This is a genomic window from Epibacterium sp. ABV4_022, from assembly GCF_056159345.1.
The window spans coordinates 1,349,039-1,370,245 of record NZ_JBSWVA010000001.1 but is presented as its reverse complement, the minus strand read 5'-3'; the positions used below and the strand labels follow the sequence as shown (position 1 = coordinate 1,370,245).

19 protein-coding genes are annotated in these 21,207 nt (G+C 64.6%); 2 read left to right on the top strand and 17 right to left on the bottom strand.

Going from position 1 to position 21,207, the window contains the following annotated elements:
* Window positions 1–58 precede the first annotated feature (58 nt).
* Complete coding sequence (locus ACXAF5_RS06540; protein WP_474945987.1) at window positions 59–1,645, bottom strand: ABC transporter substrate-binding protein; 1,587 nt, start codon at window positions 1,643–1,645, stop codon at window positions 59–61.
* Between the two features lie 107 nt (window positions 1,646–1,752).
* On the opposite strand from ACXAF5_RS06540, the gene ACXAF5_RS06535 reads away from it, so the two are divergent.
* Complete coding sequence (locus ACXAF5_RS06535; RefSeq protein WP_474945986.1) at window positions 1,753–2,427, top strand: DUF1028 domain-containing protein; 675 nt, start codon at window positions 1,753–1,755, stop codon at window positions 2,425–2,427.
* 9 nt (window positions 2,428–2,436) lie between these two features.
* Here the strand turns inward: ACXAF5_RS06535 and ACXAF5_RS06530 are convergent, their stop codons facing one another.
* The gene (locus ACXAF5_RS06530) at window positions 2,437–3,198 is read right to left on the bottom strand and encodes a FadR/GntR family transcriptional regulator (RefSeq protein WP_474945985.1); all 762 of its coding nucleotides are present in this window, start codon (window positions 3,196–3,198) and stop codon (window positions 2,437–2,439) included.
* 90 nt (window positions 3,199–3,288) lie between these two features.
* Between ACXAF5_RS06530 and ACXAF5_RS06525 the strand changes: the two genes are divergently transcribed.
* Entirely contained in the window at window positions 3,289–4,512 is a 1,224-nt protein-coding gene (locus ACXAF5_RS06525; RefSeq protein ID WP_474945984.1) for a hydantoinase/carbamoylase family amidase, read from the top strand.
* Here the strand turns inward: ACXAF5_RS06525 and ACXAF5_RS06520 are convergent.
* From ACXAF5_RS06520 to ACXAF5_RS06450, 15 genes are all read right to left on the bottom strand, one after another.
* Window positions 4,509–5,249 carry a Hint domain-containing protein gene (locus ACXAF5_RS06520; protein WP_474945983.1) on the bottom strand — a complete coding sequence of 247 codons (741 nt, stop codon included), beginning with the start codon at window positions 5,247–5,249 and terminating at the stop codon, window positions 4,509–4,511. The two genes, ACXAF5_RS06525 and ACXAF5_RS06520, sit on opposite strands and share 4 nt — an antisense overlap.
* Window positions 5,250–5,413: 164 nt before the next feature.
* Window positions 5,414–6,034, bottom strand: coding sequence for a hypothetical protein (locus ACXAF5_RS06515; protein WP_474945982.1), 621 nt, complete (start codon window positions 6,032–6,034; stop codon window positions 5,414–5,416).
* A 167-nt stretch (window positions 6,035–6,201) separates the two neighbouring features.
* A complete protein-coding gene (locus tag ACXAF5_RS06510) occupies window positions 6,202–7,203 on the bottom strand; it encodes a GlxA family transcriptional regulator (protein WP_474945981.1) in 1,002 nt (333 codons plus the stop codon).
* A gap of 145 nt (window positions 7,204–7,348) precedes the next feature.
* Window positions 7,349–8,407, bottom strand: coding sequence for a hypothetical protein (locus ACXAF5_RS06505; protein ID WP_474945980.1), 1,059 nt, complete (start codon window positions 8,405–8,407; stop codon window positions 7,349–7,351).
* A gap of 16 nt (window positions 8,408–8,423) precedes the next feature.
* Window positions 8,424–8,804, bottom strand: coding sequence for a hypothetical protein (locus ACXAF5_RS06500; protein WP_239323096.1), 381 nt, complete (start codon window positions 8,802–8,804; stop codon window positions 8,424–8,426).
* A 15-nt stretch (window positions 8,805–8,819) separates the two neighbouring features.
* On the bottom strand, window positions 8,820–11,876 hold the full coding sequence (locus ACXAF5_RS06495; protein WP_474945979.1) for a hypothetical protein: 3,057 nt from the start codon (window positions 11,874–11,876) through the stop codon (window positions 8,820–8,822).
* Between the two features lie 325 nt (window positions 11,877–12,201).
* Window positions 12,202–13,575 carry an aspartate aminotransferase family protein gene (locus tag ACXAF5_RS06490; protein ID WP_239362684.1) on the bottom strand — a complete coding sequence of 458 codons (1,374 nt, stop codon included), beginning with the start codon at window positions 13,573–13,575 and terminating at the stop codon, window positions 12,202–12,204.
* Window positions 13,576–13,637: 62 nt separating this feature from the next.
* On the bottom strand, window positions 13,638–15,113 hold the full coding sequence (locus tag ACXAF5_RS06485) for an NAD-dependent succinate-semialdehyde dehydrogenase (protein WP_474945978.1): 1,476 nt from the start codon (window positions 15,111–15,113) through the stop codon (window positions 13,638–13,640).
* A gap of 175 nt (window positions 15,114–15,288) precedes the next feature.
* Complete coding sequence (locus tag ACXAF5_RS06480) at window positions 15,289–15,768, bottom strand: Lrp/AsnC family transcriptional regulator (protein WP_239323092.1); 480 nt, start codon at window positions 15,766–15,768, stop codon at window positions 15,289–15,291.
* A gap of 1 nt (window position 15,769) precedes the next feature.
* Window positions 15,770–16,762, bottom strand: coding sequence for a N(2)-acetyl-L-2,4-diaminobutanoate deacetylase DoeB (gene doeB / locus ACXAF5_RS06475; RefSeq protein WP_474945977.1), 993 nt, complete (start codon window positions 16,760–16,762; stop codon window positions 15,770–15,772).
* A gap of 3 nt (window positions 16,763–16,765) precedes the next feature.
* Entirely contained in the window at window positions 16,766–17,953 is a 1,188-nt protein-coding gene (gene doeA / locus ACXAF5_RS06470) for an ectoine hydrolase DoeA (protein WP_474945976.1), read from the bottom strand.
* A 19-nt stretch (window positions 17,954–17,972) separates the two neighbouring features.
* Window positions 17,973–18,962 carry a cyclodeaminase gene (locus ACXAF5_RS06465; protein ID WP_474945975.1) on the bottom strand — a complete coding sequence of 330 codons (990 nt, stop codon included), beginning with the start codon at window positions 18,960–18,962 and terminating at the stop codon, window positions 17,973–17,975.
* Entirely contained in the window at window positions 18,955–19,968 is a 1,014-nt protein-coding gene (gene eutB, locus ACXAF5_RS06460) for a hydroxyectoine utilization dehydratase EutB (RefSeq protein WP_474945974.1), read from the bottom strand. The genes ACXAF5_RS06465 and eutB overlap by 8 nt, the downstream gene beginning before the upstream one ends.
* Before the next feature lie 19 nt (window positions 19,969–19,987).
* Window positions 19,988–20,752: an ectoine utilization protein EutA gene (gene eutA / locus ACXAF5_RS06455; protein ID WP_474945973.1), complete on the bottom strand. Its 765-nt coding sequence runs from the start codon at window positions 20,750–20,752 to the stop codon at window positions 19,988–19,990.
* Between the two features lie 8 nt (window positions 20,753–20,760).
* Window positions 20,761–21,198: a universal stress protein gene (locus tag ACXAF5_RS06450; protein ID WP_474945972.1), complete on the bottom strand. Its 438-nt coding sequence runs from the start codon at window positions 21,196–21,198 to the stop codon at window positions 20,761–20,763.
* Between the last annotated feature and the right edge of the window lie 9 nt (window positions 21,199–21,207).

Sequence of the window (21,207 nt, the reverse complement as noted above, 5' to 3'; positions counted from 1 at the left end):
GCGCCCCGCAGGGGGGCGCGCGGGTCGGATCGGGCAAAGCCCGATCCGAAACCTTTCATCAGTTCTTGGTCACATCATCGAGCAGCAGGAAGAACGAGGGCTGCAGGGCAAAATCGCCCACCCGGTCCGAGGTCACCGCGTTCTGCTTCCAGTTGGCGACAAAGACCCAAGGCGCATCTTCCTGCACGATGGTCTGCATCTCCTGATAGAGCTTGGCGCGCTCGTCCTGATCGGTCGCAACACGGGCCGCTTCCAACAGCTCATCCACCTTCGGGTTAGAATAATAGCCGGAGTTGAAGCCGCCCTTGTCGGGCCATGCATCCGTGCGCAGCGCAAGGAAGGGCAATGTGTCCGGGTCATTGGTCATCCAGGCCATCTCAGCCATGTCGGCCTTGCCCTCCAGCCCCGGATTGACCTCGCCCAGGAAGGTGTTCCACTCGTAGGTTTCGATCTTCACATCCAGCCCCACGGCATTGAGATCGGCCTGAATGGCGGTACCCATGGCGATAGGATCAAGCATACCAGAGCCGCCCTCGGTCACATAGAACGTGAGTTCCGCCCCTTCTGCGCCCGCCTCGGCCAGGAGTTTACGCGCCTTGTCGGGGTCATAGGGATAGGGTTCGAGCGATTCATTATACGCCCAGGCAAAGGCGGGCGGGGTCGGGCCTGCGGCCACCTCGGCGGTGCCCTCCAGCACATCGTTCACGATCGCAGATTTGTTGATCGCGTAGTTCGCCGCTTGGCGGACGCGCTTGTCGGCGAAGGGGCCTTCCTTGGCGTTGAGGATCAGGAACCAAACGTGCGGACCGGCCTGTTCATGCACGGTGAAAGCATCGCCCTGAAATTCCGACAGCGCCACCGGCGGCACCTCGACCATCAAGTCAATGCCACCGGCCAGCATTTCTGCCGTGCGGGTGTTGGCATCGGTGATCGGGCGGAAGACCACCGCGTCCAGCTCTGCCGCGCCATCCCAGTAGTCGGGGTTTTTCTCAACCACCACGGCCTCATTGGAGCGCCACTCGGCAAATTTGAACGCGCCGGTGCCGGAGGGGTTGCGGCCAAACTCCGCGCCATGGTTTTTGACCGCCTCAGGCGACACGATCAGGCCCGTGGGATAGGCAAGGTTCGACAGGAACGGCGCATAGGGCGCGTTCAGCTTGAATTTCACCGTCAGATCATCGACCGCCTCGACGCTCTCCACAGCGGAGAAGAAAAAGGCCAACGGGAACGGGCCGGTGTTGTGGAAGGGGTGATCCTCATTGAGCATCCGCTCGAAGTTGAACACCACTGCCTCGGCATCAAAGGCGCTGCCATCGTGGAAGGACACCCCCTCGCGCAGGCTGAAGGTATATTCGGTGCCATCCTCGGAAATGCTCCAGTCGGTGGCCAGGGCAGGCTCCACCTCCAGCGTGCCGTCCTTGTAGCGCACGAGGCCGTCATAGACGTTCATCAGGATGCGGAAGTCGTTCACCGCCGTCACCGCCGCCGGGTCAAGCGCTTTGGGTTCTGCGATCTGGCCGACGATCAACACGCCCGGCGGTGTCTGCGCCGCCGCCGGTGCCACGCCCATCGCTACACCGGCCAGAGCCGTCGTCGCGAACATCGCGGCCATCGCGCCGCGCCGCGTCATCTCAAGAAATTTCATGTCGGATCCTCTCTGCTGAGATTTATTTTTCATGATTAATTGTATCCACGCAAATTTTCATGATAAATACAAGTCTAAACCTGCACCAAATTCGTTCGGAGACCGCCATGACCTTTTCAATACTGATGCATGACCCCCAAACAGGCGGTTTCGCGGCGGCTGCGGCAACCGGGAGTCTCTGTGTCGGGGGCTGGGTCCTGCGCGGAGACATCGAATCAGGGCTGGTGGCGTCGCAGGGCACGGCCCCCAGCACATTCTGGCGCGATGACGGGCTGCGGCACATGTACAACGGACGCAGCGCCACACAGGCGGTGGAGGCCGTCACGCAGGCGGACACCGGCCGCCACCACCGGCAGATGCTGGCGCTGGACCGCACTGGCCAGGGCGCAGGGTTCACCGGACGGGACAGCATCGCCTACGCCGGCCACCGGATCGCGCCAAACCTGGCGGTGGCGGGCAACATGCTGTCCGGGGCCAATGTGCTGGACGTGATGCAGCAGACGGCGCAGTCAGAATTTGCCACCCTGCCCGATCACATGCTTGCGGTGCTGGATGCGGCGGCCTCGGCTGGCGGGGACACCCGTGGTCTGCAATCGGCGGCGCTGCTGGTGCTGAGGCCGGACCATCCGCCGCTGGATCTGCGGATCGACTTCAGCGAAGAACCCCTTTCCGCCCTGCGCGCCCTGTGCATTCGCGCCCATCGGTCGCCCTATTTCGACTGGCTGGATGAGGTTCCGACCTTGACCGACAGAAGCCGCGCCGTGCTTCCCGAAGCGGGCTAGCGGCGCCGGTTATTCCCCGATAAAGCGCCGCGCCAGCTGTGCCTCCTGCGCGGTCATCAGGTCTTCGGCCCCTTGCATATGCGAGGCCATGATCCGCCGCGCTTCATCCCCATTGCCGTGGCGCAGGGCCTCCACCAGCCGCATCTGATGCTCCCGCCCCCGGCGCCACAACTCGTGGTTCGGCGGCTCGTAGAGCTTGCGATAGATCGTCATGTCCGTGAGAACCCGCGCCATGAAGGAAATGACAAAGCCCAGCAGCGCATTGCCCGAGAACTCCGCCAGCCGGGCGTGAAAGTCGAGCGATGCAATATGCTGTTCTTTCTCTTCCTCGGCAGATTGCGCAGGCTCCGGATAGCGCGCGGCAAGCGCTTCCATCTCGGCCAATTGCTCCTCGCTGAGCGTCCCGGCCAAGCTTGCGGCCAGTTCCGGCTCCAGCGCGCGGCGCATCTGATAGATGTCGGCGATCGAAAGGTTCTGGAAATAGAAGTAGTTGGCCAGCAAGGAGCGCGCCCGCTCGGCCGAGACCTTGTCGACAAAACTGCCGCCCCCCGGGCCGGTACGGGTCAGGATCAGCCCCTGCGCTTCGAGGATCCGCATCGCTTCGCGCACCGTCCCCTTGGACACGCCGAACAGAGAGATCATCTCCGTTTCATTAGGCAATTTGTCCCCCTGCTGGAGGTCGCGTTCCACCACCCAGGTCTTGATTTCATCCGCCACGCGCACCGGGCGCGAGCGACGCGGTTGGCCCGGGGCACGGGTCGGTTTGCTCATCTTCTGCCGCCTTTTATCATGATAAAAAGCATAGACAGGAAAACCTGCGAACGATAGAGCTAAATTAATCATTATAAATTGGGGACCACGATGGACTGGGGCAAAGAGGCCGAGCGCCGATTGAATGAAATCGCAACCTGCAGCGCACCCGGACCGGGGGTGACCCGGTTCCCCTTCACGCCCGAACATGCGGCCGCCCTCGATGTGATCCGGGGCTGGATGACACAGGCCGGCCTGTCCTGTCACATGGATGCCGCCGCCACCCTGATCGGACGCAGCGCCTCCGCGACCGGCGCACCGGCGGTGTTGATTGGATCGCATCAGGACAGCGTGCGCGAAGGCGGGCGTTACGACGGCGTCATGGGCGTCCTGATCGGCTGCCTCGCGCTGGAGCAGCTTGCCGCAGAGGGGGTGCAACTGCCGTTTCCGGTGGAGGTATTGGCCTTCGCCGACGAGGAAGGCGTGCGATTTCCCACCGCGCTCCTCGGACCACGGGCGTTAACGGGGCAGCTTGATCCCGACGCGCTTGAGATGACGGATGCCGATGGCGTGTCCCTGCGCGCGGCGCTCGCGCAGTTCGGGGGCGACCCGGATGCGCTGGGTCAGATGCGCCGGCCTCGTGACAGCGTGCAGGCCTATCTGGAAATCCACATCGAACAGGGGCCGGTCCTGCAACGGGACAATGTGCCATGCGGCATCGTCACCGGCATCTGCGGCATCGAGCGCAACAGCATCACCTTCAGCGGGGAAACCGGACATGCGGGCACGGTCCCGATGCAGGGGCGCCGCGATGCGCTGGTCGCCGCCGCGGATTTCATCGCCCGGGTGCATGACACGGCAGCGGGCCGCGACGGGCTCCGGGCCACGGTCGGCACGCTCAACCTGAAACCCGCCGTGGTGAACGCAATCCCGCGCGAGGCCGAGCTCACTCTTGAAATCAGGGCATTGTCGGATGAGGAACGCGCGGCGTTTGCCGCCGAAGCGCAGGTCTGGGGCACCGAAATCGCCGCTGCCCGCGGCACCGCTTTTTCCATGAGCCGCACCTATGCGCAACCGGCCGTGCCCTGCGCCCCCGCGTTGATGGACACGCTGGAGGCGGCCTGCCGCCAGAGCGGCATTGCGGCACCGCGACTGCCCTCCGGCGCGACCCATGATGCGTCGGCGATGGCGGCGCTTTGCGAGACCGCCATGCTGTTCGTGCGCTGTCGCGACGGGATCAGCCACCGGCCCGAAGAATTCGCCAGCGCCGAGGATATGGCCGCCGCCGTCCAGGTGACCTGTGAGTTCCTCAAGGGACGCGCCGAGGCCGCCTAGGCGCCACGGCGCGGCGGTCCGGCAACGGCGCCGGATCGCGCCGCCACCGCCTGCCCACCCGGCGCCAATGCGGCCAGATCCCCGCGGGACACATCCTGTCGTGCCAAACTGCAATAGCGCAGATCGACAAACTGCCGCCCCGCCGCGCCCTGCAACCGCAGGGCGGGCAGCAATTCGGGAAACAGATCGAACAACTCTTGCCGATCCGCCAGGGAGAGGCCGCGCAGGGCCTCCGGTCCCGGCCAGAAGGTCTCCGTCGCGACCCCTTCCGCAAAGACCACCTGATGTCGCTCGGTCATCAGATGGACGTAGCTGACCGGCACATCCGCTGTCTGGACACAGGCGGTCTGCGGCGCGACGTGCTGCAACAGGCGCGCACGCAGGAACGCCTCGCCGACCGCGCCGAGATCGCCCAGCCGCCGCCGGTTGAGCATGAAACGATGCTGCGGAGACACCAGCAAGGCGCGTTCATTCGCCAACAGCCCCCCCGGGGACAGCAGAACCGGGCGCAGATGCGGATGGGACCAAAGATCCGCCGCACTCAGATCACGGCGTCCGACCCAGATCACAGGTTGAAACCCGTTGTCTGCGGTTTGCAGCAGATCCCCCACCGCGATCTGCTCCACCGGAATGGCCCCGCGCGCCGTGGCAATGCGAATTCCCGGGGTGAAACAGGGCACCCCCGGCGCGCAATGCTGCACCGATGGCGGCTGGTCTTCTGTGCCCGCCGCCCGCATCACCGGCTGCCTATCATCCGCAAAAGCGGCGCTGGCATCAGCAGGTGGCGCCCCCGGCAATTCAGGCGCCGTCGCTTCCGCTCCGGGTCCGGGATCCTCCGGCCCGTCGCGACCAGATAGATCGCAGCGGTCAAGGGACCATGCAGTATGCCGGTCGTCCTGCCTCATCCGGTCGCCGCAGCAGACGTCACCGGCATCTCCCCGACGGCCACCGGTTCCGAGGCGCTCTGGGTGGTGATGCGGGTCGTGATCCGGGTGGGGCCATCGACGTTGATCCACACCCGCTCTGCCCGAGCACCGTCCTGCAACATCCACCGCGTTCCGGCCGCAGTTGTGGCGATATAGGTTGCGCCTCCGGGGATGTCGGCGATGTGCAGCGGCTCGCCCGCGCCACGCATCACATAGAGAGCGACCGGCGCCTCTGCGACGTTGCTGACCTCCAGCGTGGTGACCGCGCCGGGGGGCAGCGGCTGCGGCGCAGCCTCCTGCCCGAGGACCATCCGCTGGCGCGCGCCGTCTCGGTCGCGCCCGATGAGCGTGGTAAACTGATCCGTGCGCGTTGCACCGCCCAGAACGGCATCCACCCTTGCGTTGCCCCGCGATCCGATCCTGTACCAGGACACACCGTTCCAGATTGAAATGCTGTTGGTCGCGGCGTTTACGGAGAATTCGAACCCCGGCGGCAGCGGGCTGAAATCAAGCGTGTGCCCCGCCTCCGCTTCGGCAATTCCTGCCCAGAACGCAGGCTCGTTATAGTTCGATGCCGTAACGACATATACCGTCATGATCGTCTCTGCTTTCCAACCCGACGCAGGGCGCAGGCGCCCCGGCAGCCACGCGCCTGCCCGTGGTGGCGCCGCCGGCGTCAGCGACCTTCTGGACCCGCATCGACCCTAGCAGAAGACGGTTAATTGTTGACAAACCCCGGCGGAGCGAGTGCGCGGCGGATCGGTCAGACACCGCGATCGCGGGCGCGCACCTGATAGGGCGTCATCCCATAGTCGCGGCGATAGGCCCGTGCCAGCGACGTCGAAGAGGCAAAGCCGCTGGCAAAGGCAATCTCCGCAATCGGCAGATTGGTGTCCGAAATCAGCTTGTTGGCCAGTTTCAACCGCAGCTTCATATAGTGTTTGGCCGGCGTCGTGTGCAGATGGGTCAGAAACAGGCGCTCCAGATGCCGGATCGACACCCCGGCGTGCTCGGCGATCTCTGCGGTGGGTAGCGGATGCTCCACATTGGCCTCCATCACCGCCATCGCCTTGACCAGACGGGCCTCAAGCAGATTGGTATTCCGGGCCGCCCCCTTGGGCTGCTCGCCGCTGAAGCCCCGAGTGGCCTCCAGCACCAGGAGGCTGGTCAACTCGGCGCAATCCTGCGGCGACAGGACCTGTGCCAGCAGACGGATCACAAGCTCTGCCGTGTGGCCGCGACCGGCGCAGGTCAGCAGACCGGAATTGTCCTCGACCAGATGGTTGGAGAGCGTCGGATAGTCTCCGGTCTCCTGCAGCGTGCGCGCCTCCAGCCAATGGGTGGTGACCGGTCCGGACAGGGGCGCGGATCGCCGGATATACTCCGCCGCCGCCTCCGACAACAGAAAGGCCGGGCGCCGTTCCTTCTGCATGGCGCGCGCCCGTGGCAGCCAGCTGCCGCCGCTGCAATTGCGCCCACCGACGACGAACAGAACATCACGCAGATACTGCACCCCGATCGCCGGCTCTGCCCGGACCAGCATGTCGCCGTTGCTGGCCAGCAGCCCGGGCGAGTCGGAGGTGATCTGCCAGGTGAAATAGGCCCCGGTTTCCATCGCATTGGCCGCCTCCAGCACCGCCAGGATCGACGACAGCTCCTGCTGCGAGAACCCGGGCTGTACGAACAGCTCGAACGTCAAGAGCGGCGCCGGAGGGGCGGTCGCATCGGAACAGGGTTCATCAGTGGGATCTGGGGCGTGGGTCATATTGGACAGCGAGCTTATCGCCACCGGGACAGAAGGATCAACCCGCGACGATCGGCAAAGCGCAGATTTCACCCGTCGACCCACGGCAGGGCACAGGCGGCGCTGAAGCACGACCCCGCCAAGCCCGCAGCCCCGGTGCCGGACTCTAGGTTTTCAACTCGCTCTCGATGCGATCCAGCGCCCCGCCCAGGGTTTCGATCAGCGTAAGGCGCACGCCAAAGGGGTTGTTCTCGCAATGGGCTACAACGGGATCGGAGTGCAGGAACGCACGATAGGTCCCGACGGCGGCGCGCAATGCCGTGCGGCTGTCCTCCTGCCGGGATGCCGGCGCGTCCCTGTAATCATAGAGGGCAGCCATCAATGTTGTGTTCACCGTCCCCCCGGACAGACCCGCCAGCCCCAGATCCGCAATCCTGTCAAAGGCGGGATGCTTGATCCCCCGCAAGGCCGATTGCAATTGCCCAATCTGCCCGTCGACCGTGTCCTTGGCCGCGATCCAGATGTCCAGCGGCGCGCCGGGGGCCGCGGTGTTGCCAGTCTCGCGCTCGGTCTCGGCGCCATTGCGGTCGAGCGCAGCAGCCAGCTGATCCGCGGCCTTTTGGGCGGTGGCCATATCCCCCGCCTTCAGCTTGGCAACGGCGAGCTGAAGGACCTTTGCCATTTTGGCGCGCTGATCCTCGGGCGCCTCTTTCAGCCGCGCATTCAATGACACCAGCTGCGCTTTCAGGGTGGCCCCGCCATCCTCCGATGGCGCTGCAGCATCTGCCGTGGCCGTATCCGATGCAGTGTGATCCGCCGGCTGGCGCTCCTCTGCGCCATCGTCATCCGGCAGGCTGTCCTCGTCGATTTCCTGCCCATCGGGGCCCACCAGCACAGGTTTGAACTTGCCCAGCCCGGCCTTGCGAAACCGAACCCGTAGCTGCCGGATGATCCCCTTGATCGGCTTTTCGCAGCTGAGCCGAAGCTGCCCCTCCTCCACGGTAAAGGTTCCGACGCAGACTTTCTTGATCGCCGGGCTGGAGGATTTGAGTTCGGATTTCAGCGCCTTCACCGGTTTGCGCAGATGCGGCAGGAACCCGCAGGCCTCCGGCTTGGCCGCCAGACCAAAGGCAAAGGGAAAAGGCCCCCCGCCCGCCTTGCCCTTCTTGATCAGTGATTGAATGACATCGAGATCGAAGCTGGGATCAGTGTCGCCCGTCGCCATAGCACCCTCCTCCGGTTCAGCCCTGCCCTTGCCGCGCGGCCCATTCCTCATCCGACATCGGCACGAATTCCAGCGCCGGCCCCGCGCCCGGCTCGCTCAGCATCTCGTCCGGCCACAGATAGTCGAACGCGGCCGTAAACAGCGCCACCAGATCATCCTCGTCGAACCCGTGCACCTGGCCGGCAAAGGCATCAATGCGCCCGTCCGGGTCGGCGATCAGCGAATCCAGGGATCGCTTGAGCAGGACCTCGTCGCCTGCCTCGCGGGCCTCGCGTATCATCTGGTCCATGTCGGGCTCATAGCTCTCCCAGTCATCGAGGCGATCCGGGTCGGAGGCTGCACGCCCCTCTGTCAGCCAGCTCAGGTAGCGCCGCACCACGTAATAGTTGATCTTCATCTCTCAAACCTCTGACTAGGTTTCATAATCCTGCAGCTCCTGGTTCCATTTGTCGACCAGCGGGAACAGTTGCATCATCACCCACTTGCCGGGGATGCTCGCCGGTGCCGCACCATGCTCGGTGGTGTAGATGTCGATATAGGCCTTGGGGTCGCCCTTGTGCCTGAAATCCGGCGGCGAGACATGACCCACCGGCGGGATCGTCAGCCCGGAGAAGTCAATCTCGAACAGCCACAGCGTCTGGCTGCGGGTGATCCCGTTGAGCGCCTCATAGGTCTCGTAGGTATCGCCCTTGCCGATCTTGCCCTTGACCGGATCCACACCCGGGGCGGGTTTCACCCCGACATAGGCCTTGTCGATCGGCCCTTGATGGTCGATCTCCGCCTTCATCGCCACCACCGCATTCACATCCGCCGGTACCGAGGTGTCAGAGACCTTGATGGTGTCGCTGCTGCCCGGGTGCGATTTCTGCTCCAGCATCGCCGCACCTTCCTCACGCGCCTGCAACCAGGCTTCGAACGTGTCGAATTTCGACGAGGCCCTGGTCGTCGAGGTCTTGCCATCCGGCGCAACCCCGGTGGTCAGTCGCGCCAGCAGCTCCGCGTCCGTGACATCAGCGCCATGCCGGTCGATCGAATGGCCCGCGTTTGACCCCACCGCATCTGCGGCTTCGTGCAGCTTGGCGGTTTCCTTGGCAAAACCCTGCCAGGATGTCAGCAGCGCCGCATAGGCCTTGGCCGCATCCGCCACCTGCCCCGCAATGGCGAGATCATCTGCCGCCTTCATCGCCGCCCGCAGCTTGCTGTCGTCCGTGTGGCCATAGAGTTTCTGTTCCACATCCGGCACGCCGGAAAAGGTCGCAACCGCCCGGTCCAGCGCCTTTTTCAACGACTTCGCGCGTTTGCGATCGGCGACATAGGCGCGCCCGGCCACCAGCGCCTGGCGATGGGTCTCCAGCAGCTCCATCGCCGCAGGGTAATCGTGATCGGTGTTCGCCTTGTCTTCGACCGTCGCGATGGCATCGGTCAGGGTCTTCTTGGCCGCGGCCGGTTCCATCCCGGTGGTGATCTTGTCGTGCTGTTTCTTCACGCGCGGATACTGCTGTTGCCACAGGCCGATCTCATGCGCCAATTCGGCCAGCGCAGGGTCCGCCAGCACCTGTTGCAGACGGGTGATCGCCTTCGCCAGATCCTTTTGCACGGTCGCCAGGTCATGCGCCTCTGTCAGCGCCGCATCCACCTGATCATGGGGGGGCGTTCCCGATGTCTGGCAGTCCCGCACGCCGGTCACCTGCGCCCGGAGCGGCTGATACCGCGCCAGCAGTTGATAGTTGGTCAGGGCTGCTGCCGCCTTTGTCCTGGCCTTGGCATAGTCGTTCTTGCCGGCCTCGGTAATGGCGTCATCCAGGAACCCATAGGTATCCGATGCATCCTGCATCGCCCGCGCCGCACGCGCATCCGTCATCAGCGGCATCCAGGCCTCGATCGCATCCAGTTTCGGCTCAAGCGCATCCAGCCCGGTATTGGCCGCATCAAGGTCACCGGGAATATCGCCCTCCACGCCGGACACCAGACCGTTGGCATAGCTGTGCGCCGCGCTAAAGGCGCTGGTGTCGATGCCTTCTACCCGTTTCTTAACCGCCGCCAGCCGCGCCAGCGTGGCCGCGCGCTTGCGCTCTGTGCCCGACACCCCGGTCAACGCGGCCTTTGCCGCTGCATGATCGCCGCTGCCGTCCGATTTCAGTTTCGACTTCGCCGTGTCCACCGCCTGCCGCAAGGGATCGGAACTGGCCAGAGACGATGTCAGCGGATAGATCTTGCGCCATTCGACAGCGACCGGATGCAGCTTGTCGATCTTGTCCTGCAAATCCTCCAGCAGTGTTTTTGCCGCGGCCCAGTCGGTGTCGCAGATGCCTTTCTTGCGCGCCGCCGCCAGATCCGCATCCATCGCGCCCGCGCCCCGGATCTTGGAGCCTTTGATAAACAGGCGTTTGTCATCATAGTTCGCCATGAAGCTGTCGTAGGCGGCGGCGAAACTCCCGCAATCACTGACGTTTGCGCCATCACCGGAAACCGCAGAATGGGTTTCGAACTTCGCCAGTTCCGCCCGCGCGCCGCTGAAATCAAGCGCGGCCGATTTCTGCGCCGCGGATTTGGCCAGGGCGATCCAGGCCGCATGGGCGGGGCTGCGGTTGTCGCGGTCCGGGTCGGGCGCGTGCACGGAGAGATACAGTTCGACCTTGAGCGACTTGCTCTCATATTCCGCCGCATAGGCGCGCGCGTCGCCTTCCTTGTCCATGACCGCCTTCAAGGCGGCCCGCAACGATGTGATCTCCGACGCTGTTTTGGCCGCGTGCAATGCCTTGTCCGCAGCCGCGATCGCATCGGTGACGGCCTTGTAGTAGCCTCTGTCGACGACCCTGGCCATCGCGTCGCGCGCGCTGCGTGCGGCGGTGATCTGGTCCTGCGCCTGCTGGCGTGGTCCCACCATCGCCAAGGCAGCCGTCACCGCCTTTTCAAGCTTGGTCAGGGCAGGATCGACGGGCTCCAGCTTGGACAGGTCGGTCGCCCCGGCAATCACCCGTGACAGCGTGCTGCGGCTCTTGGCAAAGGCGCGTGCCTCGGTGGCTGTCACCTCGGTCGAAAAGGGAATGGCCTTCAGCCGGTCCGACAGCTCAACTTTCTTTGCCTCAAGCGCACGCTGTGCAATATCCTGTTTCGCCTGATCCACCCGATTGACCACCGCGACGAACATCTGCTTGGCCTGCGTCGGATCCTCGCTCCCGGCATGGGTGTCGAGGTGATCCAGCAAATCGGCAAAGAGCTGGTCGATCGCCGCTTCCTCCTGCGACGATGCCCCCGGCGGCACGACCGTTTTGACGGGGCGCGGATCCATGCGCGCGCGCATCTTCTGCATCGCGGTCTCTGAGATGGCCTCGGTGCTTTCGGCGCCGGAGGCCAGCTTGCCCCCGGTGTGGTCCCAGACCCAGCCGGACAGGTCATACATGGTGCGTGCCCAGGCGATGGCGCTGGCCTTTATCCCGGCCTCCTGCGGATCATCAGTATTGCTCATCTGGTCCCCCTGCTGCGGCCCCTGCTCTGAACCCGGTTCCGTCCGACCGCGACTGCGGCGTGCCCGGGCGAACAGGAACGTCCGTTCCAAATCTGCTCTGGTCTCAAGCTTGGATACATCCCCCTATCACAACCATGACACGAAGGACCCTGTCGCGCAGAATGTGCAAGGGCCACGGATTTTTGCGGCTGTGTTGCGATAGAGCCGGTGTGAACCTGCGACGTATCCCTGTCCGGCCAGCCCCGAAGAGCTACGCCCAAATGCAATCCCCCGGCTGGCATCGGCCAACCGGGGGACAGTGCTTTCTTGCAAGACGGGCGGGATCTCAGCCGAGCACGGATTTCACCGCGCGCACAGTGCCCTCGACCACCTGATCGGCCTCGGCGCGGGTCAGGCAGAAGGGCGGCGCAAAGCCCAGGATATCGCCCTGCGGCATGGCGCGCGCGATGATCTTGTCCTGCTCCAGCAGTTTGGCCGAAACCTGCGGGCCGATCTTGTCGGCGGCGTCAAAGAAGGTGCGGCTGTCGCGGTCCTTCACAAATTCCACCGCGCAGAGCATGCCTTCGCCGCGCACATCGCCCACATTGGCGTGCTCACCCAGCGCCTCGGCCATGGTGGCGTTGAGGTAGGCCCCCACCTCGCCGGCGTTGCTGACAAGGTTCAGCTCGTCGATGAGTTTCAGGTTGGCCACACCCGCCGCCGCGCCGATGGGGTGCGCGGAGTAGGTCCAGCCGTGGCCGATGGGGCCGTTTTCATCGGTGCCCTGCTCCAGCACCTTCCAGACCTTGTCGCTGACAATGGAACCGGAAAGCGGCGCATAGGCGGAGGTCAGACCCTTGGCGATGGTGATGATGTCGGGCTCCAGACCGTAGTGATCCGACCCGAACATGGTGCCCAGACGGCCAAAGCCGGTGACGACCTCATCCGCAACCAGCAGAATGTCGTGTTTCTTCAGAACTGTCTGGATCGCCTCCCAATAGCCTGCGGGCGGCGGCACGATGCCCCCGGTGCCCAGGATCGGCTCACCGATGAAGGCGGCGATGGTGTCGGCACCTTCACGCTCGATCAACGCTTCCAGCTCAGCCACGCAATGGGCCACGAACTGCTCTTCGGTCTGGTTGAGATCCTCGCGGCGGAAGTAATAAGGCGCCTCGGTGTGGATCACCTGCTCGACGGGGAGGTCGAATTTCTTGTGGAACAGCTCAAGCCCCGTCAGGGAGCCGGTAACCAGCCCGGAGCCGTGATAGCCGCGCCAGCGCGAGATGATCTTTTTCTTTTCGGGGCGGCCAAGGATGTTGTTGTAGTACCAGATCAGTTTGACGTTGGTTTCATTGGCGTCCGACCCGCCAAGGCCGAAATAGACCTTCGACATGTTCTTGGGCGCGCGATCCAGGATCATCTTGGCCAGCGTGATCGACGCCTCGGTGCCGTGGCCCACGTAAGAATGATAATAGGCCAGCTCGCGTGCCTGATCGGCGATCGCCTCGGCAATGTCCTGACGGCCATAGCCGACGTTGACGCAGTAAAGCCCGGCAAACGCATCCAACAGCTTGTTGCCGTCGCGGTCCTCGATAAAGACGCCGGAGGCGGTCTTGATCACGCGGTTTGCGCTCTCACCGCGCGCGTGCTGCGCGAGATGGGTCGAGGGGTGAAAGAAGTTGTCGCGGTCCCATTGGTCCAGTTGATCGTTCTTCAGCATTTCGTGTCCTTCCTATTTCCGTGCTCCACCCGCGGGGTGGAAAATCTCGTATCCATCGAGGGTTACGCCCAGTCGCGGCAGACGTATTTGACCTCGGTAAACTCTTCCATGCCCAGACGTGCGCCCTCGCGCCCCATGCCGGATTGTTTGGTGCCGCCAAAGGGGATCGGCGCGCCGGTGACCTTGGTGCGATTGACCGCCACCATGCCAAACTGCAACGCACGGCTCAGGCGATAGATCCGGCGCGGGTCGTGGCTGTGCACATAAGCGACGAGGCCATATTCGCTGTCATTGGCACGCTGGATCACCTCTTCCTCGGTGTCAAACGGCGTGATCGGCGCGACGGGGCCAAAGGTCTCCTCGCGCAGGATGGCCGCATCTGCGGGCACATCGGTCAACACGGTGGGTTCATAAAACAGCGGCCCCAGCGCGTGGCGTTTGCCACCACAAGCGAGGGTCGCCCCCTTTTCCAGCGCGTCGGCCACGTGTTGTTCCTGTTTTTGCACCGCTTTTTCGTTCATCAGGGGGCCGATGTCGGGATCGTCCATCCCCTTACCCACGGTCAGCGCTTGCGTCGCCGCGACAAAGCGGGTGCAGAACTCGTCATAGATGGCGCGTTCGACAAAGATGCGGTTCGCCCCGAGGCAATCCTGCCCGGAGGTGGCAAATTTCGCCTTGATGGTCTCGGCCACCGCGCGGTCGAGGTCGGAGTTCTTGAATACGATGACGGGCGCATGGCCGCCCAGTTCCATCACCAGCCGTTTGACCGTCTCGGCGGACTGACGATAGAGCAGCTTGCCCACCTCGGTGGAGCCGGTGAACGACAGGGCCCGCACCCGGGTGTCGCGCGTCCAGGGCTCGACAACGGTGGCGGCCTTGCCGGTCACCACGTTGAACACCCCGGGCGGGAACCCGGCGCGCTCTGCCAGTTCCGCCAGCGCCAGCGCGCTGAACGGCGTCTCTCCCGACGGGTGCGCCACCACGGTACAGCCCGCCGCAAGCGCCGCCGCCGCCTTGCGGGTCAGCATCGCCGCCGGAAAGTTCCAGGGCGTGATCAGCGCCGCAACGCCCACCGGCTCGCGCCAGAGTTCGACCTCGGCATCGGGCAGATGGCTGGTCACGCCTTCGATATTGGGCCGCTTTGCCTCTTCGGCATAAAACTCGACAAAGGCCGCGCCATAGTCGATTTCGCCCAGCGCTTCGGACAGGGGTTTGCCCTGCTCCAGCACCATGATCCGCGCCAGATCCTGCTTGTGGGCGATTTGCAGGTCAAACCAACGGCGCAGGATGGCAGAGCGGTCCTGCGGCAGCATCGCCGCCCAATCCGCGAAGGCCGCCTGCGCGGCATCCACGGCGGCAGAGGAATCTTCGGCGGTGAGGCTGGCGACGTGACCCAGCTCGGCCCCATTGGCGGGATCCAGAACCGGGAAGCTTTCCCCGTTCGACGCCGCGCACCATTTGCCATTTACGTAGGAAAAAGAACGCACAAGCGCCTTGTCCATAATGTCCGAACGTGCCGAGAGAGCGGTCTCAGTCATCACAATCCTCCTTTGACTTGCAGAGGATTCTGCCTGAACCCGACAGAAGATGTGGCTGAAGTTCGCGCAGCTGACAGAGGAAAGCCCTGCGCAGAGCCACGGTCAGAGGACAGGTCATCGGGCGTGCCAGTGCCCCCGCAACCGGGCGCCGCAGCAGCGGGGGAACGCGCCGTGGCTATTCTCCTTGCAGGAGCAGTTGCAACGGCGGCGCGCTCTGGCCCTTGACCGGTTTGGTCACCACATAGGTGAAATAGCGGCTCAACCCGATCCGGGCATCCAGCATCGCGTCGATCAGGCGCTGATAGGCGTCGATGTCGCGGGTGACGATCTGCAACAGGTAGTCGAACCCGCCCCCCAGGGCCCAGCAGGCCACGACTTCCTCGTAACGCTGCATGGCGATTTCGAAGGACTGAAAGCTCGGCGCGGTGTGATCGGCCAGCTCCACCGCGACGAACACCGTCACATGCGGGGCGAGCTTTTTCAGGTTCAGGCGTGCGCCATAGCCTTCGATCAGCCCGGCCTGCTCCAGTTTCTTCAGCCGGTCCCAGCAGGGCGTCGGCGACAGGCCGATCCGGTCCGCCAGAGCCGCCTTGGTGATGCGCCCCTCGGTGGACAGGACGCGCAGGATTTCCAGATCACGTTGGTCCAGTTGCATGTCAGCGCTCGACCACGCCCACCACCACGGCGCAATCGCCGGATTTGATGAGACCGGGGAAATGGCGACTGATCAGCACACCGTCCCGGCGTGCGTGATACTCCTCCGGCGGCTGGCCGGTGCGATCCAGCGGCCAGACCCGGGCCACCAGTTCGCCCTTGGTCACCGGCTCGCCCAGATCCTTCATCACCTCGAACAGACCGTCGCCTTCGCTGAACACAAAGCACTCATCGTCCGGCATCGACAGCGCCACGGTGGGGTCGATCTGCATCTCGCCGCGCAGGATGCCGCTGTGGATCAGCACGTTGCGCAGGCCTTTCTTGGCAATGGCGTTGCTGCGGGCGGTGGACATGCCGCCCCCGCCCAGCTCCGTGGTGACGAGCACCTTGCCCATCTCCTCCACCGCGGTGTCATACATGCCAACGCTGTCGATCTCGCGCATCTGCACCGAATAGGGCGCGTTGAAGGCCTGCATGGCGGCAAAACAGGCCGCTTCGGTCGCCTTGTCATCGAGGATATGCGCGGCGGCAAAGGGCACGAAATCCAGCGTCTTGCCGCCGGAGTGGAAATCCACCGCCAGATCCGCCATCGGCAACAGCGTGCGCTGGAAATAGTCGGCGATCTTTTCGGTCACGGTGCCGTCGGGACGGCCGGGAAAGGCCCGGTTGAGGTTGCCCCGGTCGATCGGCGAGGTCCGCGTTGCGGCGCGAAAGGCCGGGTAGTTGAAATAGGGCACGATAATGAGCCGCCCGGTGACATCCTCGGCGCGGGTCAGGCTGGCCAGTTCCTGCAGGGCCACCGGACCTTCGTATTCGTCGCCGTGGTTGGCCCCGGTCAGCAGCGCGGTCTTGCCTGCGCCGTTGCGGATCACCGTCAGCGGGATCATCACCGATCCCCAGGCGCTGTCATCGCGGCTGTAGGGCAGCTTGAGAAAGCCGTGGTGCACCCCGTCCTCGTCAAACGGAATTGTCGCGCTTATCGGGTTCGCTTTCATCTCTCAGTCCTTAATCAACATCTTACGCGGCACATTGGCCAGGCACTCGGGTCCGTTGTGACCGATGCGAATGCTCTCGGTGATTTCAAAGCCCCAGTCCTTTGTCCACAATCCGGTCATGAAGTGAAAGGTCATGTTCTCTTTCAATTCACTCCGGTCGCCGGGACGCAGGGACATGGTGCGCTCGCCCCAGTCCGGCGGGTAGCTGACACCGATCGGATAACCGGTGCGGCTGTTTTTCTCGATCCCATGGGTTCGCAACACCGCAAAAAAGGCATTGGCGATATCCTCGCAGGTATTGCCGACCTTGGCCTGTTCCAGCCCGGCGGCCATGCCCTCCAGCACCGCTTTCTCGACATCCAGGAACGCCGGCGTCGGCTTGCCCAGGAACACGGTGCGCGACAGGGGGCAATGGTAGCGTTTCACCACACCTGCGATCTCAAAGAAAGTCCCTTCGTTCGGGCGCATGGGCTCATCGTCCCAGGTCAGATGCGGCGCGGCGGCATCGGCGCCCGAGGGCAGCAGTGGCACGATCGCCGGGTAGTCGCCCCCGAAACCGGTCTCCGCGTCATAGCGCAGGGCGGCATCATAGATGTCGGCCACAAGGTCGCTCTTGCGCAGGCCCGGTTCGACCTTGTCAAAGATGCGCTGGTGCATGCGTTCGACGATGCGCCCGGCCTGCCGCATATAGGTCAGCTCGGCGTCGGACTTGATCGCGCGCTGCCAGTTCACCAGCCCGTTGGCATCGCCGAAGTTTGCGTTCGGCAGATGCTTCTGCAAGGACCCGTAGGCGGCAGCGGTGAACCAGTAGTTGTCCATCTCGACGCCGATATTGCCACCATCCATGCCCCGGTCCGCCAGCTGCGCCGAGAGGTAATCCATCGGATGGCAAACGCTGGACTGCACGTAGTGGTCCGGATAGCCGATGATCTGGCTCTCTCCCATGAAGCAGGTGCGCAGGGCGCCATTGCCGTCCTGTTCCCGGCCAAACCAGAGCGGCGGATCCTCCAGCGGCAGCACCACGCATTGGTGCACGTAGAAAGACCAGCCGTCATAGCCGGTCAGCCAGTTCATGTTCGAGGGATCGGTCACGATCAACAGATCCAGACCGTTGCGGACCATTTCCGCGCGCGTCCGGTCGATCCGCTGCTGGAATTCAGCGCGGGAGAAATGCAGCTTGGGCTCTGCCATTGGGGTATGTCCTGATTGATCAGCTGGTGATGAGGGTTCCGGCCCCGACCGCTGCGGCGCGGGTTCCGGCAAGGGTTGCGATGGCGGTGTCCTGGACGCCGGTGCCGGTCAGGTCACAGACCGTGATGTCCTGATCCGAGCCCCGCCCCGGGCGAGTGCCGGCGATGACCTGCCCCAGTTCGGGATAGATCTGCGGATCGGTGACCGTGCCGGCGGCCAGCGCCGGGCGCAATTCGCCTTGGGCGACGGATTGCGCCAGCCGGTCACAGACAAACACCGTGGCCGCCGGGATCACATCCGGCGCCAGTTCGCTCTTGTAATCCGCGTCCGAGCCCATCGCCGTGACGTGCTGTCCCGGGCGCAGCATCTCGGCAGAGATCAACGGCGTGGTGGAAGGCGTGGTGGAGACCACAACATCCGCCTGCGCCATGACCTCGGCGATACTGCCGGTCGTGACCTCGATCCCGAGACGCGCGGCACAGTCCCGCGCGCAGGCCGCGGCCCGATCCGCATCCCGGCCCCAGATCACCGCGCGCTTGATGTCCCGCACCAGGCAGAGCGCCTCCAGTTGCAGCCGCGCCTGAAGCCCGCTGCCCAGAATGCCGGCCACCCTGCAGTCGGCGCGCGACAGATGCCGGGCGGCAACGGCCCCGGCGGCGGCGGTGCGCACATCGGTCAGATAGCCATTGTCCAGCAGCACCGCCCGCACAATGCCGGTTTTGGCATCAAACAGCACCATCAGCCCGTTCAGGCTGGGCAGCCCCAGCTTGGGATTGTCAAAGAACCCCGGGCTCATCTTGATGGCAAACCCCTCCAGCCCCGGCACATAGGCGGTTTTGACGTCCACCTCGCCATTGTGCTCCGGCACGTGAAAGCTGAGGATCGGCGGCATCTGCACCTCCCGCGTCGCCAGCAGGTGAAAGGCCTCCTCGACGCAGGCCACCGCATCGTGATCCAGCTGGATCGCGGCACGCAGATCGGTTTCGGTCAGGATCTTGATATCAGGCATCCGCGCCTCCTTTGGTCCGGGCGAGCGCCGCCACATCCACGTCCTCGCCGTCGATGATCCGCTTGTGCAGCGCCATGTCGATGTTCTGGCCGGAAATCAGCGCCACGCAGCGCCCCGGGGTGTCAATCTTGCCCGCCAGCAGCGCGGCGATGCCGACACTGCCGGAGCCTTCGATCACCTGGCGCTCCGCGACATAGGCGTGCCGGATCGCCGCCGCGATTTCCGCTTCGGTGACCAGCACCACCGCGTCGACCAGCCGCCGTGTCATCTCGAAGGTATAGGCATTGTCGAGCCCGATGCCGCCACCGAGACTGTCGGCGAGGGTCTCCTGCTCTTCGACCTGCACCGGTTTGCCGGCCGCAAGGCTGGCGTGCATGGCAGCGCCGCGCTCCATCGATACGCCGATGATGCGGATCGCGGGATTGACGGCCTTCATCACCATGGCGACGCCGGACATCAGCCCCCCGCCCGACAGCGGCACCAGTACGGTGTCCAGATCCGGCGCCTGCGTGATCAACTCCAGCGCCAGGGTGCTCTGCCCGGCGATGATATCGCGATGATCAAAGGGCGGCAGCATGGTCATGCCCTCGGCCACCAGCCGGTCGACCTCCAGCTGCGCATCGTCCTGCGAGCGGCCGATGATCCGCACCTCGGCGCCCTGCGCCCGGATGCCGTCGACCTTGTTCTGCGGCACCAGCTCCGACATGCAGATGATGCAGCGCACCCCGGCGCCCGCCGCCGCATAGGCCAGACCGCGCCCGTGGTTGCCGGTGGAAACCCCGACCACGCCCGCCGCCTTTTGCGCATCGCTCAGCGACAGCACCGCATTGGTGGCACCGCGCAGCTTGAAACTGCCGGTGATCTGCAACTGCTCCAGCTTGAGCGCGATCCGACCGCCGGTCAGGGCGCTGAGGGCGTCAGACTCCACCAGCGGCGTCTGACGAATGCCGCCGGCAATGCGCGCCCGGGCGGCGAAACTGTCCTGAAGTGTGGGAAATGATGTCATGGCAGATGTCTTGTCTTGTTCAGAGGGTGAAAAGTTGGCCATAGCCCGGCACGGGCTGCCGCGCGCCTGACAGGCGCAGGGACCGCCAGATCATGGCCTGATTGGAGCTGACCACCGGCTTGCCCAGCGCCGCCTCGATCCGTGTGATGCAGGGCAGCGCCCGCAGCGCCGTACAGGACAGAAACAGCGCCTCAGCGGCCGGATCATCCGCCGCCAGCGCCGCCTCGATGATGCTGGCCTCGGAGATCCGCGCCATCTCGCGATCGTCCTCCAGCCCCAGCGCGGTGGCGCGCAGCACATCCGGGCCGTGCTGGGCAAAATACTGCGCCAGATCCTCCGTCACCGGCAGGCTGTTGGGCGCCAGCAGCGCGATCCTGCCCACCCCCAATGCGGCAAAGGCGTCAAACGCGGCGCTGCTGGGGGTCACGCAGGGGGTGTCGGGCTTGGCCGCCTGCAGGTGATCGGTCACCGCCACGTTGCCCAGCACGATGGAGGCCGCGGTACAGCCATAGGCCAGCACATCGACCGGCTCTCCCGGCAGGATCTGCGCCGCCGCCTCGGTCAGCCGCGGTCCGGTGCGCAACAGGCTGTCGCGCGTGGTCGGGTTCTCGAAGGCAATGCGGTTGGTATAGACGCCAACCTCTACCGGGTCGCAGATGCGGGCAAAATCGCGCTCCGAGGTGTGATCCGTGGCCAGCACCACCAGGGCAATGCGGCGCCGCACCGGGCGTTCCTCCAGCCGCATCGAAGCGCCAGAGGGGGAGACATGAATATCAAGCGGCATGGTTGTTCCTAGACAATGAGGACCGGCATTTCGGCAAAGCTGGTCACCTTGTGGGAAATGCTGCCCAGCAACACCCCCTCCAGCGATCCCAGCCCTCGGCTGCCGATGACGATCAGGTCGTTTTGATGATCCCGGGCAAATCCGGTGATGGTGCGGGCAACCGGACCGCCCTTGACGAAGCCCCGCAGCCGGGTGACCCCGGCCTCGCGCGCCAGGGTCTTGCCCCGCTCCGCCACCTCGCGGGCATGGGCGCGCATCATCGCGTCCAGGTCGTCCGGCGCTTCGGCCTGCACCACATGCATCGAGGCCTCAAGCAGCGAATGATGCCGGTAGACCGTCAGCAGGGTCAGCTCCGCATCGCACAGCAGCGACAGCTCCGCCGCCTTGGCCAGCGCCCCTTCGGCGCCCTGAGAGCCGTCGAAGGGAACCAATATGGATTTGAACATTGCACGCGC

Coding starts and splice junctions, on each gene's coding strand:
- doeA (WP_474945976.1), bottom strand. CDS start 17,953: ATGGCAGAGCCCAAGCTGCATTTCTCCCGCGCTGAATTCCAGCAGCGG.
- ACXAF5_RS06540 (WP_474945987.1), bottom strand. CDS start 1,645: ATGAAATTTCTTGAGATGACGCGGCGCGGCGCGATGGCCGCGATGTTC.
- ACXAF5_RS06520 (WP_474945983.1), bottom strand. CDS start 5,249: ATGCGGGCGGCGGGCACAGAAGACCAGCCGCCATCGGTGCAGCATTGC.
- ACXAF5_RS06480 (WP_239323092.1), bottom strand. CDS start 15,768: ATGCAACTGGACCAACGTGATCTGGAAATCCTGCGCGTCCTGTCCACC.
- ACXAF5_RS06450 (WP_474945972.1), bottom strand. CDS start 21,198: ATGTTCAAATCCATATTGGTTCCCTTCGACGGCTCTCAGGGCGCCGAA.
- ACXAF5_RS06485 (WP_474945978.1), bottom strand. CDS start 15,113: ATGACTGAGACCGCTCTCTCGGCACGTTCGGACATTATGGACAAGGCG.
- doeB (WP_474945977.1), bottom strand. CDS start 16,762: ATGAAAGCGAACCCGATAAGCGCGACAATTCCGTTTGACGAGGACGGG.
- ACXAF5_RS06510 (WP_474945981.1), bottom strand. CDS start 7,203: ATGACCCACGCCCCAGATCCCACTGATGAACCCTGTTCCGATGCGACC.
- eutA (WP_474945973.1), bottom strand. CDS start 20,752: ATGCCGCTTGATATTCATGTCTCCCCCTCTGGCGCTTCGATGCGGCTG.
- ACXAF5_RS06515 (WP_474945982.1), bottom strand. CDS start 6,034: ATGACGGTATATGTCGTTACGGCATCGAACTATAACGAGCCTGCGTTC.
- ACXAF5_RS06465 (WP_474945975.1), bottom strand. CDS start 18,962: ATGCCTGATATCAAGATCCTGACCGAAACCGATCTGCGTGCCGCGATC.
- ACXAF5_RS06500 (WP_239323096.1), bottom strand. CDS start 8,804: ATGAAGATCAACTATTACGTGGTGCGGCGCTACCTGAGCTGGCTGACA.
- ACXAF5_RS06535 (WP_474945986.1), top strand. CDS start 1,753: ATGACCTTTTCAATACTGATGCATGACCCCCAAACAGGCGGTTTCGCG.
- ACXAF5_RS06525 (WP_474945984.1), top strand. CDS start 3,289: ATGGACTGGGGCAAAGAGGCCGAGCGCCGATTGAATGAAATCGCAACC.
- ACXAF5_RS06495 (WP_474945979.1), bottom strand. CDS start 11,876: ATGAGCAATACTGATGATCCGCAGGAGGCCGGGATAAAGGCCAGCGCC.
- eutB (WP_474945974.1), bottom strand. CDS start 19,968: ATGACATCATTTCCCACACTTCAGGACAGTTTCGCCGCCCGGGCGCGC.
- ACXAF5_RS06505 (WP_474945980.1), bottom strand. CDS start 8,407: ATGGCGACGGGCGACACTGATCCCAGCTTCGATCTCGATGTCATTCAA.
- ACXAF5_RS06530 (WP_474945985.1), bottom strand. CDS start 3,198: ATGAGCAAACCGACCCGTGCCCCGGGCCAACCGCGTCGCTCGCGCCCG.
- ACXAF5_RS06490 (WP_239362684.1), bottom strand. CDS start 13,575: ATGCTGAAGAACGATCAACTGGACCAATGGGACCGCGACAACTTCTTT.